Source organism: Bradyrhizobium sp. (assembly GCF_030693485.1).
Classification (GTDB): Bacteria; Pseudomonadota; Alphaproteobacteria; order Rhizobiales; family Xanthobacteraceae; genus Bradyrhizobium.
In genome coordinates this window covers 1-15,125 of the sequence record NZ_JAUYAN010000167.1, presented here as the reverse complement: position 1 = coordinate 15,125, position 15,125 = coordinate 1, and the positions used below count along the sequence as shown (strand labels likewise).

Sequence of the window (15,125 nt, the reverse complement as noted above, 5' to 3'; positions counted from 1 at the left end):
CACCCGCGTCGAGATGGTGACGATGCGCCCTACTCCCGCGCTTTCCGCCCGCGCGACGATGCCGTCGAGATCGTCGGCGAAATCAGGAAAATCGAGATGGCAGTGGCTGTCGACGAGCATTATTTGGGGCCGCTCGGTGGCTCTTTAGGTTCGACGTAGCGCGGGAAGATCCCGATCGGCGCCGGCAATTTGGTGCCGGCCTTGATACGTGTGGCCAGTGCCGCAAAATTGCGCGACTCGATTTCGCCGGGAACGCCGAGGCTATCGAGCATCTTCGCCGACGAGTCCGGCATCACAGGCTGCGCCAGAATGGCGACCTGACGCACGACTTCGGCGGTGACGTACAGCACCGTGCGCTGGCGCGCCGGATCGGTCTTCGCCAGCGCCCACGGCGCCTCGCCGGCGAAATAGCGGTTGGCTTCGGCGACCACGGCCCAGACCGCGTTGAGCGCCTGGTGGATCTGCTGGGTCGCCATCGCGGTGCGCGCCAGTTCGAGCATGCCGTCGGCCTGCGCCAGCATCGCTCTGTCGTTGGCGCTGAACTCGCCGGGCTCCGGCAGCACGCTCTCGAGCTGCTTGGCAATCATCGACAGCGAGCGCTGCGCCAGATTGCCGAGATCGTTGGCGAGGTCGGCATTGATGCGGGCGACGATCGCCTCGTGATTGTAGTTGCCGTCCTGACCGAACGGCACCTCGCGCAGGAAGAAGTAGCGCACCTGATCGACGCCGTACTGGTCGGCCAGATTGAAGGGATCGACGACGTTGCCGAGCGACTTCGACATTTTCTCGCCGCGGCTGAACAGGAAGCCGTGGGCAAAGACGCGCTTCTGCACCGGAATACCCGCCGACATCAGGAACGCCGGCCAGTACACGGCGTGAAAGCGGATGATGTCCTTGCCGATGACATGCAGGTCGGCCGGCCAGAAGCGCCAGTTGGCGTCGCTTTCGTCGGGAAAGCCGACGCCGGTGATGTAGTTGGTAAGTGCGTCGACCCAGACATACATGACATGTTCGGGGTCGCCGGGAACCTTGACGCCCCAGTCGAAGGTGGTTCGCGAAATCGACAGGTCCCGCAAGCCGCCTTTGACGAAGCTGACCACTTCGTTCTTGCGCGAATCCGGCCCGATGAAGTCAGGCTGGTTGGCATAGAGCGCGAGCAGCCGGTCCTGATAGGCCGACAATTTGAAGAAATAGCTCTCCTCCTCGACCCACTCGACCGGCGTGCCCTGCGGCCCGCGCCGAACATTGTCCTCGCCGACGATGGTTTCGTCTTCGGCGTAATAGGCTTCGTCGCGCACCGAATACCAGCCGGCATAGCTGTCGAGATAGATGTCGCCATTGGCGGCCATCCGCTTCCAGATTTCCCGGCTGGAACGGTGATGCTGTTCTTCCGTGGTGCGGATGAAGCGGTCGAACGAGACGTTGAGACGCTCGTCCATGTCCTTGAACCTAAGGGCATTGCGGGTCGCGACTTCCAGCGTCGGCAAATTTTCCGCTTCCGCGGTCTGGGCCATCTTCTGACCATGCTCGTCGGTCCCGGTCAGGAAAAACACGTCCTTGCCGTCGAGCCGCTGAAACCGCGCCAGCGCGTCGGTCGCGATCGCCTCATAGGCGTGGCCGATATGCGGCAGCCCGTTCGGGTATGCAATTGCTGTCGTGATGTAGAACCTGCTGGTGTCGATCGATGTCGGTACGGACGCGACAACCGCAGCCTGCTTCGCGGGCCTGGCTGTGAGCTTCCGAGCCGGCTTCGCAACGGCCGAAGGCTTCGGCGCTGAAATCGTGTTGTTCGATGTTGCCTTGCTGGGGGATTTCCTGGCCGGCTTTTTGGCGGCAGTCTTCCTGGCAGTCGGCTTTGCTGTGGCCTTCTTTGTCTTCCTTGCCGCCTTCTTTGCGGCTTTCTTCGCGGTTTTCCTTGCAGTTTTCCTTGCAGTTTTCTTGACGGCTTTACGGGCTGATTTTTTGGCCTTTTTTCCGGCTTTCTTCACCACGCGCTTGCCGCGCTTTTTCGCGGCCGCGGCCTTGCTGGCGCTGCTCCGGGAGGCCTTGCGGGCCTTCTTCGTCGTTGGCTTGCTCGAAGCCTTCTTTTTAGGTGTCGCCACCACAAATTCCTTTATCGCTCAAACCGGATTGCCGGAGGTGATCGCGCACGGAACGCTTATCGCGTTGCTTCCGCAAGCATCCCGAACACCGAGAAAACCAGTGGTTTTCGCTCAAGATTGTATGATTCGGTGTCGCGCGCGGCGCGGTTGATCTTTTCCCACACCTCCGCCAGCCGTGCAAGGCGCGGGAGGTTGGCGTTGGCATTGGCGTCGTCGGCCCGCAGCCGCGCGCTGACCCAGCGCTCGACGCTGTCGATGAAGGCCGCCAGCGCCACCCGGTCGCTGCCGCCGAGCGCGTCGCCGAGCGCATGCAATTCGCGCGGGTCGACCCGCGGCAAGGTCGCCAGCAGCGCCGCGGTGCGCTGATGCAATTTCAGGGCGTCGCCGCCGAGCAGGGTCAGCGCGCGCGCCACGCTGCCCTCCGCCGCTTCCGCCGCTGCATTGAGCGCGGGATCGTCGATTGCGGTGTGGGTGGCTACCGCGGCGGCGCCGAGCACGTCGGGGGTCGAGAGCGGCCGCAACGGCAATTTGCGGCAGCGCGACAGGATCGTCGGAAGCAGCCGCGCCGGCGCATGGCTGACCAGAAGGAACAGCGATTGCCGCGGCGGCTCCTCGAGAATCTTCAAGAGCGCGTTGGCGGCCTGGGGATTGAGCTCGTCGACGGTATCGACAATGCAGACGCGCCAGCCCTCTACCGCTGCGGTCGAGCCAAAAAATGAAACGGTCTCCCGGGTCTGATCGACAACAATAACGGTGCGCATCACGCCCTTGTCGTTCGGCGTGCGCTCCAGCGTGAGCAGCCCGCCATGGGCGCCGGCCGCGACATGGCGGGCGACCGGGTCGGTGGGCTCGACATCAAGGTTTTTGGCGTCCTGCACGGCTGGCGCCAGCGGATTGCGATGGGCGAGCACGAACTTCGCCATCCGATAGGCCAGCGTCGCCTTGCCGATGCCCTGCGCGCCGCCGATCAGCCAGGCGTGCGGAATTCGTCCGCTGCGATAGGCATCCAGCAAGGCCATCTCGGCGTCGCGATGGCCGAACCAGGCGGTGGTTTCGCGCGGGTGAGGCGCCGAGATATCCTGCTCAACCTTGCGGGCGCTCATGCGAGATTGGCCATGCTGCCGACATCGGCCTTGAAGAAGCGGTCGCGCAACGCCGCCCACACGCTCGCGGCGACGATCGCCGCATCGGCATTGGCGTCGATCAGCACGCAGCGCTGCGGATCGTCGGCGGCTATCTGCCGGTACGCCTCGCGCAGATCCTGATGGAATTTTAGGTTTTCCGATTCGAAACGGTCCGGCGCGCCGGCGCCGCGCCGGATCGCCGCGCGCTTCATGCCGACCTCGACGGGAACATCGAGAATGAGCGTCAGATCGGGCTTGAGGTCGCCGATGGTGACCCGCTGCATGGCGTCGAGAAACGCCGGCGTGACCTGCCCCAGTCGGCCCTGATAGGCACGCGTCGAGTCCGAAAACCGGTCGCACAGCACCCATGTGCCCTCGGCCAGCGCCGGCTCGATCACGGTCCGCACATGGTCGTCGCGGGCGGCCGCGAACAACAGCGTCTCCGCGTCGGGGCCGAGCAGCTTGCCCATGCCGGACAGCACCAGATGGCGAATGATCTCCGCTCCGGGCGATCCGCCCGGCTCGCGGGTGACGAGGGTGCGAAATTTGGCGGCGTTGAGGCGCTCCGCCAGCGTCTTGATCTGGGTGGATTTGCCCGATCCCTCGCCGCCCTCAAAGGTGATGAATCGCCCGCGCCCGGGAACTCGTTTGACCGCCGGCTCTGCCATGGTCAGAGCTTCTCGGCGCCGGCGCGAAACATCCCGATCACGAGTTCGCTGGCGCCGTCGATCGCCCGCCGCATCGTCGAGCCCTGCGCAACCGGATCGGCCGCAAAGACCGGCGCTTCCACGGCGAGGTTGGCGCCGCGCCAGACCTTGACGAACCCGACCCGCTGGCCCGCCTCGACCGGCGCCCGCACCGGGCCGTTATAGACCACGCGCGCGATCAATTTGTCGGTGCCGTTCTTCTGCACCATCACCTTGATCGGTTCGGGGCTGGCGAGCTTGACCGAACGGCTCTCGCCGCCGAATACCTTGGCCCAACCGACCGGCTGCTCGGCCTCGAACAGCGTGCGAGCCTCGAAATTGCGAAACCCCCATTCCAGCATCTTCTTGGCTTCGGAGGCGCGATCGTCGGGATCCGTCAGGCCGTTGACCACGACGATCAGGCGCAAGCCGTTCTGCACGGCCGAGCCGACCAGGCCGTAGCCGCCGTCCCTGGTATGGCCGGTCTTCAGCCCGTCGGCGCCTTCGAGCGAGTTCAACAGCGGATTGCGGTTCTGCTGCCGGATCTTGTTCCAGGTGTATTCGCGCTCGCCGAACAGTTTGTAGAAATCGGGATGGGTCAGGATGATGTGGCGGGCGAGTTTGGAGAGTTCGCGCACCGTCATCTTGTTGGCGGGATCGGGCAGCCCGCTCGAATTGCCGAAAGTCGATTTGGTCAGGCCGATTTCGCGCGCGCGTTTGGTCATATTCTCGCTGGCGAAGGTGCGCTCGTTGCCGGCCATCGCCTCGGCCAGGATCATGCAGGCGTCGTTACCGCTCTGGATGATGGCGCCGCGCAGCAGATCGCCCACCGGGATCTTGCTGTGGATCGCCGCAAACATGGTCGAACCGCCCGAAGGCGCGCCGCCCCTGCGCCAGGCATTCTCGCTGACGCGGTATTCGTCGGTGAGCTTGATCTCGCCCTTCTTGATGGCGTTGAAAACCACTTCGGCGGTCATCAGCTTCATCATGCTGGAGGGCGGGCGCAACTCGTCGGCGTTCTTCTCGAACAGCACGCTGCCGCTGGAGGCCTCGATCAGGATTGCGGTCGGCGCATCGCCGTCGAAGCCGCCCTCGACCTCCTTCTTGCCGCCCTGCACGCTGTTGTTGGCGGCGTAGACCATCCCGCCCCAACCGACCGCCAGGGCGACGAGCGCCGCCAGCAGGCTGCGCCCCCGGCGTCCCGTCGCGGACCCGGATATGCGGGAGGATGAGTTTTCGACTGCCATCGGGATGCCTTGAAGCCGGCCTTCTACCAGTTGGAAGTAGCGCAAACAACACGGGTTTTGCCCCATGCGCGCAGCGCCGGTCCGATTGCGATAGCGATCAAACGATCTTATCGTGCCGGCTTGCGGTTTACTCAACAAAATCCTCGAAACAAGGCGGAAAAGCGATGCCATCCTCACGCACGGTTTCCGCCAATGGCATCGAGATCTTTCTGCTCGAACAGGGTGAAGGTCCCCTCGTCCTGCTGTGCCATGGCTGGCCGGAATTATCCTATTCGTGGCGGCACCAGATCCCGGCGATCGCGGCCGCGGGCTTTCGGGTCGCGGCCCCCGACATGCGCGGTTTCGGCAAGACCAGCGCGCCCGCCGATGTCAGCGCCTACAGCATATTCGACCATGTCGGCGACATGGTCGCGCTGGTGGAGGCGCTGGGCGAAAGGCAGGCGGTCATCATCGGCCACGATTGGGGCGCCCCGGTCGCCTGGCATGCGGCGCTGTTCCGGCCCGACATCTTCACGGCCGTGGCGGGGCTCAGCGTTCCGCCGCCGTTCCGCGGACGCGGCCGGCCGCTCGATACCCTGCGCGACAGCGGCATCACCAATTTCTACTGGCAGTACTTCCAGACCCCCGGCGTCGCTGAAGCCGAATTCGAGCGCGATGTCGCGCTGTCGATGCGGACCCTGCTGGGACGCGGATTTTCCGATCCCTCGGCGTCGCTGTTCGTCGAGGACGGCAAGGGATTTCTCGGCAACCCGCGCGCCGATCTGCCGTTGCCGGGTTGGCTCAGCGAGGCCGACCTCGCGCATTTCAGCGAGGCTTACCGGCAATCCGGCTTCCGCGGCGGCTTGAACTGGTACCGCAACATCGACCGCAACTGGGAACTGACCGCGCCGTGGCAGGGTGCGCAAATCCGTCAGCCCTCGCTGTTCATCGCGGGATCGAAGGATTCCGTCATCACCGGCCTGATCGGCGCCAAGCGGGTGGCGGACATGGAACGGGTGCTGCCGGGATTGCGTCAGAAGCTGATCATCCAGGGCGCCGGCCACTGGATCCAGCAGGAATGCGCCGCCGAGGTCAACGCGGCGCTGGTCGCCTTTCTCAAGGCGACTGCGGCCTAACCGATGGACTCAATAGAGCCCGCGTCCTGTCAGCAATTCACGGGGGCCGCGCGGGTCGACCGGCGCATAGGCACTCGCCGGCGGAATGCCCGGGGCGTAGCGCGCGTCATTTTCGTAGGACACCGTGCGGGGATTTTCGATCGCGCGTGCGCCGGGACGGGTACGGCTGGAGGCGGACATCTCGGAGGTGGCGTTGATAGAGGCCAGGTCCTGCGAGGTATTGCCGAGGCTGTAGGGCCTGCCCTCCGGCATCGGAACTTCGCCGCGGATGGCGCGGGCCGAGACCTCGGGAACGAACGGGCGGGCGGAGGCGACCCGAACCAGAGACGGCGATGGGGCCGGTTCGCCGGTGCGCAAGGTCGCTACCAGCTGGCGGTCGTCGGAACCTTCGAGCGGCGCCCGGCCGACATATTCGACTCGTACGCGAGCTACACCTTTGCTTTTGAATTCAAGTAGTTCAGAGGCTTTGTTCGAGACATCTATCAGCCGGTTGCCGTGGTACGGCCCGCGGTCATTGACGCGCACGATCAGCGATTTGCCGTTGGAGAGGTTGGTCACGCGCGCGTAGCTCGGGATCGGCAGCGTCGGATGGGCGGCGGTCAGCGAGGTCATGTCGAATACCTCGCCATTGGCGGTCAGCCGGCCATGGAAGTCGTCGCCGTACCAGGAGGCCATGCCCTCGGCGCGGTAGTTGGGATCATCCTCCGGCACGTAAACCCGGCCGGCGACGGTATACGGCTTGCCGACACGGTAGGTGCCGCCACCCTTTGGCACGGGGTCGCCCATCGCGACCACCCGGGGACTGGAAGAAACGCCGTATTTGGGATCGACCTTGCTGGCGAACTTGCCCTGCGAGGCGCAGTTGGCGAGCACCAGACACGCGGCTACGGCGAGCGCGCCCCGCGCCACCCCGGCGACCTGATTTGACCGTCGAATCCCCATCCGCCCCAATTACCATTTCGCCGGCCACGCGCCGATCTGGCGGCGCATGCCGGTCTCGTCCTGATGCAGCCCACCTCCGCACCAAGTCGTGAAGATACCGCATCCGGATCACGGCGGAAATGGGGAGAGCAACGGCGTAGTGAATCAATGGTTGCGGTGGCGCGCCGCGCCCCGGGTCCCCTTCCCGGCGAAACTGTTGTGCCAAAGCATCACTCCGGCCGGATCTTCGGTCCCGTCCCCAAAATCCTTTTGACTGTGCGCGGTGTCGTGGCGTTGTGTGGGTGCAGGGGCGCGAAGGAATTTTGCGATGATTGAGACGGTTACAGCGTGTTTGGGTCTGTTTAGCGCCGGTATTTTTCTTGCCCACGCATTTGAGGGTTTTCGCTCGAGGGCGTGACCTTGCGCGAGGACCACCTCGTTCAACGAGCTGATTCCGAAAGTTTTAATGAATTCGGACCAGCGTCGAGAGCAACAGGTGCAACATGCGGACACATGACTTGGTCTCCGACGGTTTTCTGGCTTTGACGGCGGCAGGATTCTTGCTGCTGTGCTCGAGCCTGCTGGCTTTCGCGTTCGCCTGAGGCCGGCGGCATAATTTTCGCAGGCCCGGCGATCGAGGTTCAGCGCGCGGCGACACCCGCGCAAATCGACGCCACGCGCCCGCCCGTGACGGGCAATTGATACTTTCCCCCGGCGCATCCCCCTGCTAAGTCGCTGAACTCCGACGACGGAAGGGTGGCCGAGTGGTTTAAGGCACCGGTCTTGAAAACCGGCGTGCCTGCAAGGGTACCGTGGGTTCGAATCCCACCCCTTCCGCCAATATGCTGTTCTCCCTTGTTCGCCATCGTTCGGAACACACCGCAAAATCAGCGCGTTACGCCGGAGAGCTGTACATCTTCATTCGCCGGTGTTCTCTCTAATCAGCGCTGAAACCGTAGCTTGCGACCGTGGGTTCGGAGGACGGTTCTGATCGGAGCACATCATGGCTGGGAAACTAAAACCGCTCGATATTGAGCGTGAGACGAAGGCGGGGAAATATGCCGACGGCGGCGGGCTCTACCTGATTGTCGCGAGTGCGACAGCAAAGAACTGGGCCTTCCGGTACTGGATCGAGGGGAAAGAGCGGTGGCACGGCTTGGGCTCCTTCCGCGACTTGTCGCTAAGGGACGCGAGGCTTGCCCGCGATGCTGCTAGGCTTCGCGTGAAAGGTGATCGCAACACCCCCGGCGTCGACATCGTCGCCGAGAAGCGGGCAGCGCGGCAGCGGACCCAAGCGGCTGAGATCGCGGCCGCCGCACCCACGTTCCAGCAATGCGCCGAAAAATACATCGACGCGCAATGGTCGGGTTGGAGCGAGAAGCACCGTGCACAGTGGCCGGCCTCGCTCAAGCGCTATGCCTACCCGCCAATCGGAGGCCTGACGATCGCCGACATCAGGCCGAGTCACATCTACGACTTGCTGGCGCCGATCTGGATCGAAAAGCGCGAAACCGCCAATCGGGTGCGCGGCCGCATCGAGACGATTATCGCGAAGAATACCGACATTAACGACCTTGATTTCCGCAATCCTGCCGAGCTCACCAAGCAGTTGCGTGAGAAGCTACCAAAGCGGCCTAAGCGGACGGTCCGCCACCACCCTGCCCTTGCCCTATGCTTACGCTGCAGTCGCATTCGGCGCCTTCGACCAGGCGGTAATAGAGCGCAGCGTCACGATATCGAAACCGATATCGGTAGCGCCCTGCACGTTGCAGTGGCCGCGGAAGATGTTGGCGCCGCCGTCGCCGATCCTCATCCGACCACCTTCGCGGCGATCTCGAACCGCAAAAACAGCACCTTTATTCTGCCGACCTACACCCAGTTCAAGACCTCGGGCTCGCGCACGGCGTCCAACGGTTCGCTGCATTGAAGCGAGCAGGTGGTCAGGCCGACCTTCGGAGAGGATTGCCGGCCCGCGTTAGAAGGTTGGTTCGGACCCCCCAAGAATCCGCTGGAGTCCGGTTTCCTCAATGGCGTGCTCGGTGCTACCAATCCGAATAGGATTCGAGGGGTTCGATACGGTGCCGCGTCCCGCCGAAGTCCGGCCGTACTTTCGCACCGCGATGGCCGCAGTCCGAGCAGACGAACAACGACTCCAGGTCGGAAAGCCGCAGGCTCGCTGGCCAGCAGTCCGGATCGATCACAACCGAATGCGCGCATTTGTGGTCGCCGCAGCACACATACAGCAGGCGAGCGCCCGACTGCCGCATTTGTCCGAAGGTGATATTCCGCTCGTGTGGCATGCACTAATTCTGCCAAGAATCACATCCCAGCCGGAATATGCCATTTGGCATAGATTGACTGAGTGCCAAGGCCGGGCCGGCAGTTTGTGGCCGGGCGGCCGAGCCCCGACCAGTTCCAGCTCTTATTGTCTGACAGCGGCATCGTCTGTAGCATGTGAGTGATCCGTAGTTGCTTTCCGACAAATCGCTTTCCGACAAGTAGGCCATGGCGGCTTCTTTCATTTCGGCCTGCGCGGGGACGGAAAGTGCTTTTGAGAAACGGGCCCAGCCTCGGGGAGAGTTCTGGGCGGCAGATGCTGCCGGGGGCAATTTCCAACAAGCAGCGCGGTCGTAAGTGCGACCCGTTGCCACTTGTTCCCGGTTTTTCCAGTGCCCCGCTTACATCCACGAGTGGCCTATTCGCCAAACACCTTTCAGCGGCTAGCCAATTGTTTTTACTAAGCTATTTTACTCTTTTGAACGAAACGGGAACAACCGCTCCCCTTAATCGAACCCGTAAAGTTACGCCATCTCCTTGCACCTCGAAGAATCGAGGCCGATAGTTACCGCATGGGGCAAGCTGGGTGACGACCTGATGCAGTTACGACCGCCCTGGACTCTGGGCGGGTAATTTCTATGTATCCCAGCAGGCGACGCTTAGGTTTTTACATTGACCGCAACCCCAATTCGGCAGGTGGCTGAAGCCGTCCCGGGCCCCAAACGCAAATTTTTAAAACGAACCATTTATTCAAACCATTTGCCGATTCTTCCCGTCCAACTGTGGCCGAAATACCATAGGTGCCGGCTTTTCCCTCTGCTACGATGAAGCTTGAATTTTGGACTCAGCGGGCTTTTAAGCGCGTTCAGTTTTGAACAAGCAAGGATACCGAGAAGATGAGATCCGCATGTTTTGGGATGCTCAGCCTTATGGTGGCCATGTGCCCGGCTTCGGCGAGCGATGTATTTTCCATCAACGACGCGCTTAAACAGGCCGCCCAGACCAATCCGGGCGTTGGTGAAGCCTCCGCAAATCGGCGCGCTACAGAATCGGAACTCAGGCAAACCCAAAGCACGCTGCTGCCGCAAGTTCGCGTCGAGGCTCGGTATGGCGCCGAAAAGTTCGATCAAAGCAATCCGGTCTCAAGCGCGAGCGCCCTCCCGGTTCCCATTGTGGGGAATGGTGCCTGGCGGAACGGCACGCAGGGATCGGTTGTGGTCAGGCAGCTTCTGTTTGATGGGTTTGCATCGATTCATGATATCTGGCGCCAAACCGCTCGGGTTAACGCTGCGGCGTTCCGGGTCCGGGAGCGGACAGAGTTAATCGCTCTGGATGCTGCCGAAGCTTACGTGGATGTTGTCCGCTACCTCAGGCTGGTGAGCCTTGCGGAGCAGAACGTCGCCAATCACGAGAAGATTTTTTCGAATGTGAACGCCCGGTTTTCGGGCGGACGCGCTGGCGAAGGGGACCTGGAGCAGGCGCGAGAACGTGTTGAAAACGCCCGCGCCAATCTCGCGGAATTCCGGAAGAGCCTCGATGAGGGCAGAGCCAAATACCGCAAGGTTGTGGGCCTGGAACCCTTCAATGTGCGGTTCCCGGGGCCACTTGCGGGTATGCCGAGAAGCCGGGACGAAGCGCTGGCCGTCGCGGTTCGCTTTAATCCCACCATACTCGCCGCTCAGGCCGATGCGGATGCCGCCAAACATGCGTTCCGTGTGACTGACGGTGCATTCGTACCCAATTTGTCGCTTGAAGCCCGTGCGACGCACAATGACAATACGTACCCCTATTTGGGCGCTACCCACGACAGCTATAGCGGCAAGGTCGTGATGTCCTGGGATATCTTCCGTGGCGGCCAAGACGTATGGCGTCGCTCGGAAATGGCGGAGCGCCACACCGAATCAACGATGCGCCATGCGAGGCTGCAACGTGACGCACTGGAATCCATCGATAAGGCTTGGGCTGCGAGGACGATAACTGCGACGAGAGTCGCTGCTCTGACCCGCCAGTTGCAGGCGGATCGAAAGACCATTTCCGCATTCGACAAGGAATATGAACTCGGTCAACGATCCCTGATCGACCTGCTCAATGCACAAAACCAGTACTTCAATGCTGCTGTGTCGCTCACTTCGTCGCGGGGCGTGATCGTCTTCGCCGACTATCAGTTGCTTGCCGCAATGGGCACTCTCCTCGAATACCTCAAAGCCCCGCCACCGGTGGATGCAGCTCCAATCGATTCGCTCGCCGGCGGATTGCCCGCTTACAAACTTCCTACTTTCCGCTTGAACGTACCTCAGACCGGGTCGGAGCCTCTTCGGGTTACGGACGCGGCCATAGGCGTTCCCGTCCGGGCAAATGCCTATGCCGCTGCCGAGCCCCAGGATGGGTTCAGGGATCGCTGGCCGCGCTGGTCATACGCGGCAAGAATGCTGGGGGCGATCGAGTGGTTTGCCGAAAAGGGAGGCCGCAAGCCGCCGGAGTCGGCGTTGGCTCATGTAGATCCAACCGAGCCCAACTCGAGGTCCTATGCGGCCGCGTCGCAGGATAAGCCTCATTGGCTGCTCACTGCCTTTCCGGCCAACGGCAATAAATTCTGACACTTGTGGTTGGGCCCTTTGGCCGCCCCCGCCAGGCCCACAGATTAACCCTGAGCCGGGAAATCTTGGCAATCGTGAATGATTCGGTCCGTAAATTGCTGTATTGTTGCAAGGATTAAGCCTGTGTGCCGTCCCGCCACACGTCGACTTGCATACGATCAGAGGCGCCGGATTTGTTGTTTCGAACTCCCAAGCCAGAAGCGCGCTCGCCATCCGCGGATGGGCCGGAGCCGAAATCAACCGTACCCGGCTACGACGGTCGTATGCGACAGGACCCCCTCGCCGCTTCGCTGACCTATCTGGCGTCCCATCATGGCCGTGCGGTGAGCCGGGAGGCCCTCCTTGGCGGTCTGCCTATACTCGATGGGCGGTTGTCTGTTGCGCTGTACGACCGGGCCGCGAAGCGAGCCGGGCTCGAAACTGAGGCGGTTCAGCGAACGATTTCAGACATTCCGGCAATCGTGCTTCCTGCCGTCCTGATCATGAAAACCGGAGCCGCTCTTGTCCTCCTCGGGGTCGACAAGAAGACCCAGAGCGCCAAAGTCCTCGATCCGACCGTGACGCCGAATAGTCCCCGAGTTGTCCGGATCAAGGACTTGATGGTTGACTACACGGGTTACGCATTTTTTGTTCGAGCGGCTGCCGAAGCCGATGCGCGAACGGTTGCGGCCGGAGACCTTCCGCGCAGCCACTGGTTCTGGTCGACCGTTAAGGTCCATTGGCGCAGCTATGGCCATATCGCCCTCGCCGCGCTGCTGATCAACGTGCTCGCGCTCGCAACGCCCTTATTCACGATGAGCGTCTACGATCGGGTCATTCCGAACGGCGCAATTCCCTCGCTTATAGCCCTGTCGGTCGGGATGGTGATCGCTGTTGTCTTCGATTTTGTACTGCGGACGGTACGTAGTCGCATGATCGACGTCACCGGCAAGACCATGGACGTTGTTCTTGCTGCCAATATCTTCGAACATGTGATGTCCATAAAGATGGCGCAGCGTCCCGCTTCGGTCGGCATTCTCGCCAATCAGTTGCGTGACTTCGACTCAGTACGTGATTTCTTCACCTCTGGCAGCGTCGTTGCGGCAACCGACCTGCTTTTTGCGGTCTTGTTCATCGCCGTGTTGTTTACGATCGCGGGTCCCCTGGCCTGGATTCCTTTGGCCATGCTGCCGATCATGATCGCGCTCGGGTTCATCCTGCAGCGCCCGCTCGATCGAGCGATGAAACGACTCCAGGCTGAATCCGCCGCGCGCCACGGCGTGCTTGTTGAGTCCCTCTCGGGTCTGGAGACGGTCCGCGCCACCGGTGCCGAGGCTCGCATGCAGACTGCCTGGGAACGATCGGTAGCCGCCACGGCAAGATCGGGCGAAGCGGTTCATTTCTGGTCCTCGCTTGCGTTGACCATTGCTGGAACGGCGCAGCAGATTACCAGCCTCCTGCTGCTGATCATCGGCGTCTTTCTCATTCTTGATGGCAAACTGTCGATGGGCGCGCTGGTTGCCGCCAATATGCTGGCGGGCCGGGTCTTGGCTCCGATAGCAGGTATCGCAGCTGTCATTACGCGCGGGACGCAGACTTTCTCCGCGCTCAAATCAATTGACCGGATCATGTCCCTGGAGCGCGAACGATCGCCGCAACGCGCCTATGTCTCCAGAAAAATAGAGGACGGACGTATAGCTTTTGAGAACGTCAGCTTCACGTATCCCAATGCTCCTGGCAGAGCATTGGAAAAAGTTTCGTTCAAGATCGATGGCGGCGAGCGGATCGGGATTATCGGGCGCGTCGGCTCCGGAAAGACGACCGTCGGCCGCCTGCTGCTTGGCTTCTACGAAGCTGAGGAAGGCCGCATTTTGGTCGATGGCGTCGATTCGCGTCAATACGACCCTTCCGATCTGCGCGCCGGCATCGGATTTGCGATGCAGGACACCGATCTGTTTTTCGGAAAGCTGCGTGACAATATCGCATTGGGCAAACCTGAGGCGACCGATGAAGAAATTCTGGCGGCGGCCAGGTTGTCAGGCGTGGAAGGTTTTATCGCGGGCCATCCGATGGGTTACGATATGCCCATATCCGAAGGCGGCCGCAGCTTGTCTGGTGGGCAAAAGCAGGCAATTGGATTGGCCCGTGTTCTGATACGCAAGCCGCGCGTGTTGTTTCTTGACGAGCCAACCGCGCACTTTGACGTCCGCAGCGAGGCCGAATTCCTGGAACGGCTGAATACGATCCGCGGAGAACGGATGACTGTTATTATCTCCACGCACCGGCTTTCGCTGCTCAGCATGGTTGATCGCTTGTTGCTGTTCGATAACGGGCGCCTGATCGCCGATGGACCGCGTGACAAGGTTTTGGCCTTGATACAAGGCAAGCCGAACTCACCCCCGACCGAAACGACTGCCGCGCAGAGAGCCACGCTGGTGCAAAAGCCCAATGCCGTCATCTGATTTCGCATTCGCCAACGATATTCGTGCCGCGGCAGCCCTCCGGACGCCGCGAACTTCGCGCATGTTGCTCATCACGTTCCTCGCGCTCTTCACCTCATTTCTTGTCTGGGCTCATTTTGCGATCCTGGACGAGGTGAAGAGAGGCAACGGTAAGGTTGTCCCCTCGCGTCAGACACAGGTGGTGCAAACGCTCGAAGGAGGCATTGTCGGCGAAATTCTCATACAAGAAGGCTCGATCGTTAAGCAGGGTCAATCCCTGATGAGAATCGATGATACCAAAGTCGCGTCCGAGTTCGGTGAAATCAGGGAGCGACGCGCGGCTATGGCGGCCCGCGTGGCGCGGCTCGAGGCGGAGGCGCGAGGCCGAAATGAGGTCACGTTTCCCGATCAACTCGACAAGATCGTACCGACGGCGGTCGCCACCGAATCAAGCGTTTTCAGGATGCGTACCCAGAAGATTGCGCAGGACGTCGATGTATTGAATCAGCAGGTGACCCGGCTCACTGGCACACTCAAGTTGCTTGACCGGGAACTCAGCCTCACCCGAAAGCTCTACGAGCAGAAGGTCGTACCCGAAATCGAGATGCTCCGGCTTGACCGCCAGGCAACTGAAAT

At 61.8% G+C, this 15,125-nt stretch carries 9 protein-coding genes, 1 tRNA gene and 2 pseudogenes; 6 read left to right on the top strand and 6 right to left on the bottom strand.

Features of this window, described 5'->3' with window-relative positions:
- The 5 genes from Q8N40_RS12160 to Q8N40_RS12140 all read right to left on the bottom strand — a co-directional run.
- On the bottom strand, nt 1-120 hold a 120-nt coding region (locus Q8N40_RS12160), incomplete at its 3' end, for a TatD family hydrolase (protein ID WP_305711988.1).
- On the bottom strand, nt 120-2,105 hold the full coding sequence (metG, locus tag Q8N40_RS12155; RefSeq protein WP_305711987.1) for a methionine--tRNA ligase: 1,986 nt from the start codon (nt 2,103-2,105) through the stop codon (nt 120-122). The genes metG and Q8N40_RS12160, both read right to left, overlap by 1 nt.
- A gap of 53 nt (nt 2,106-2,158) precedes the next feature.
- Nucleotides 2,159-3,205: a DNA polymerase III subunit delta' gene (locus Q8N40_RS12150; RefSeq protein WP_305711986.1), complete on the bottom strand. Its 1,047-nt coding sequence runs from the start codon at nt 3,203-3,205 to the stop codon at nt 2,159-2,161.
- Nucleotides 3,202-3,894, bottom strand: coding sequence for a dTMP kinase (gene tmk, locus Q8N40_RS12145; RefSeq protein ID WP_305711985.1), 693 nt, complete (start codon nt 3,892-3,894; stop codon nt 3,202-3,204). Before tmk ends, Q8N40_RS12150 begins: the two co-directional genes overlap by 4 nt.
- 2 nt (nt 3,895-3,896) lie before the next feature.
- Entirely contained in the window at nt 3,897-5,159 is a 1,263-nt protein-coding gene (locus tag Q8N40_RS12140) for a D-alanyl-D-alanine carboxypeptidase family protein (protein WP_305711984.1), read from the bottom strand.
- Between the two features lie 164 nt (nt 5,160-5,323).
- On the opposite strand from Q8N40_RS12140, the gene Q8N40_RS12135 reads away from it, so the two are divergent.
- Nucleotides 5,324-6,274 carry an alpha/beta fold hydrolase gene (locus Q8N40_RS12135; protein WP_305711983.1) on the top strand — a complete coding sequence of 317 codons (951 nt, stop codon included), beginning with the start codon at nt 5,324-5,326 and terminating at the stop codon, nt 6,272-6,274.
- Nucleotides 6,275-6,283: 9 nt separating this feature from the next.
- On the opposite strand, the gene Q8N40_RS12130 is transcribed toward Q8N40_RS12135, so the two are convergent.
- Nucleotides 6,284-7,216, bottom strand: coding sequence for a septal ring lytic transglycosylase RlpA family protein (locus tag Q8N40_RS12130; RefSeq protein ID WP_305711982.1), 933 nt, complete (start codon nt 7,214-7,216; stop codon nt 6,284-6,286).
- Between the two features lie 729 nt (nt 7,217-7,945).
- On the opposite strand from Q8N40_RS12130, the gene Q8N40_RS12125 reads away from it, so the two are divergent.
- The 5 genes and pseudogenes from Q8N40_RS12125 to Q8N40_RS12105 all read left to right on the top strand — a co-directional run.
- Nucleotides 7,946-8,035 (top strand) — tRNA-Ser (locus Q8N40_RS12125).
- A gap of 163 nt (nt 8,036-8,198) precedes the next feature.
- Nucleotides 8,199-8,735, top strand: a pseudogene (locus Q8N40_RS26700) (tyrosine-type recombinase/integrase); the annotation flags it as partial.
- Between the two features lie 1,654 nt (nt 8,736-10,389).
- Complete coding sequence (locus tag Q8N40_RS12115) at nt 10,390-12,069, top strand: TolC family outer membrane protein (protein ID WP_305711980.1); 1,680 nt, start codon at nt 10,390-10,392, stop codon at nt 12,067-12,069.
- 263 nt (nt 12,070-12,332) lie between these two features.
- Nucleotides 12,333-14,510, top strand: a complete 2,178-nt coding sequence (locus tag Q8N40_RS12110; protein ID WP_305711979.1) for a type I secretion system permease/ATPase — start codon at nt 12,333-12,335, stop codon at nt 14,508-14,510.
- Nucleotides 14,497-15,125 (top strand): annotated as a pseudogene (locus Q8N40_RS12105) (HlyD family type I secretion periplasmic adaptor subunit); the annotation flags it as partial. The gene Q8N40_RS12110 and the pseudogene Q8N40_RS12105, both read left to right, overlap by 14 nt.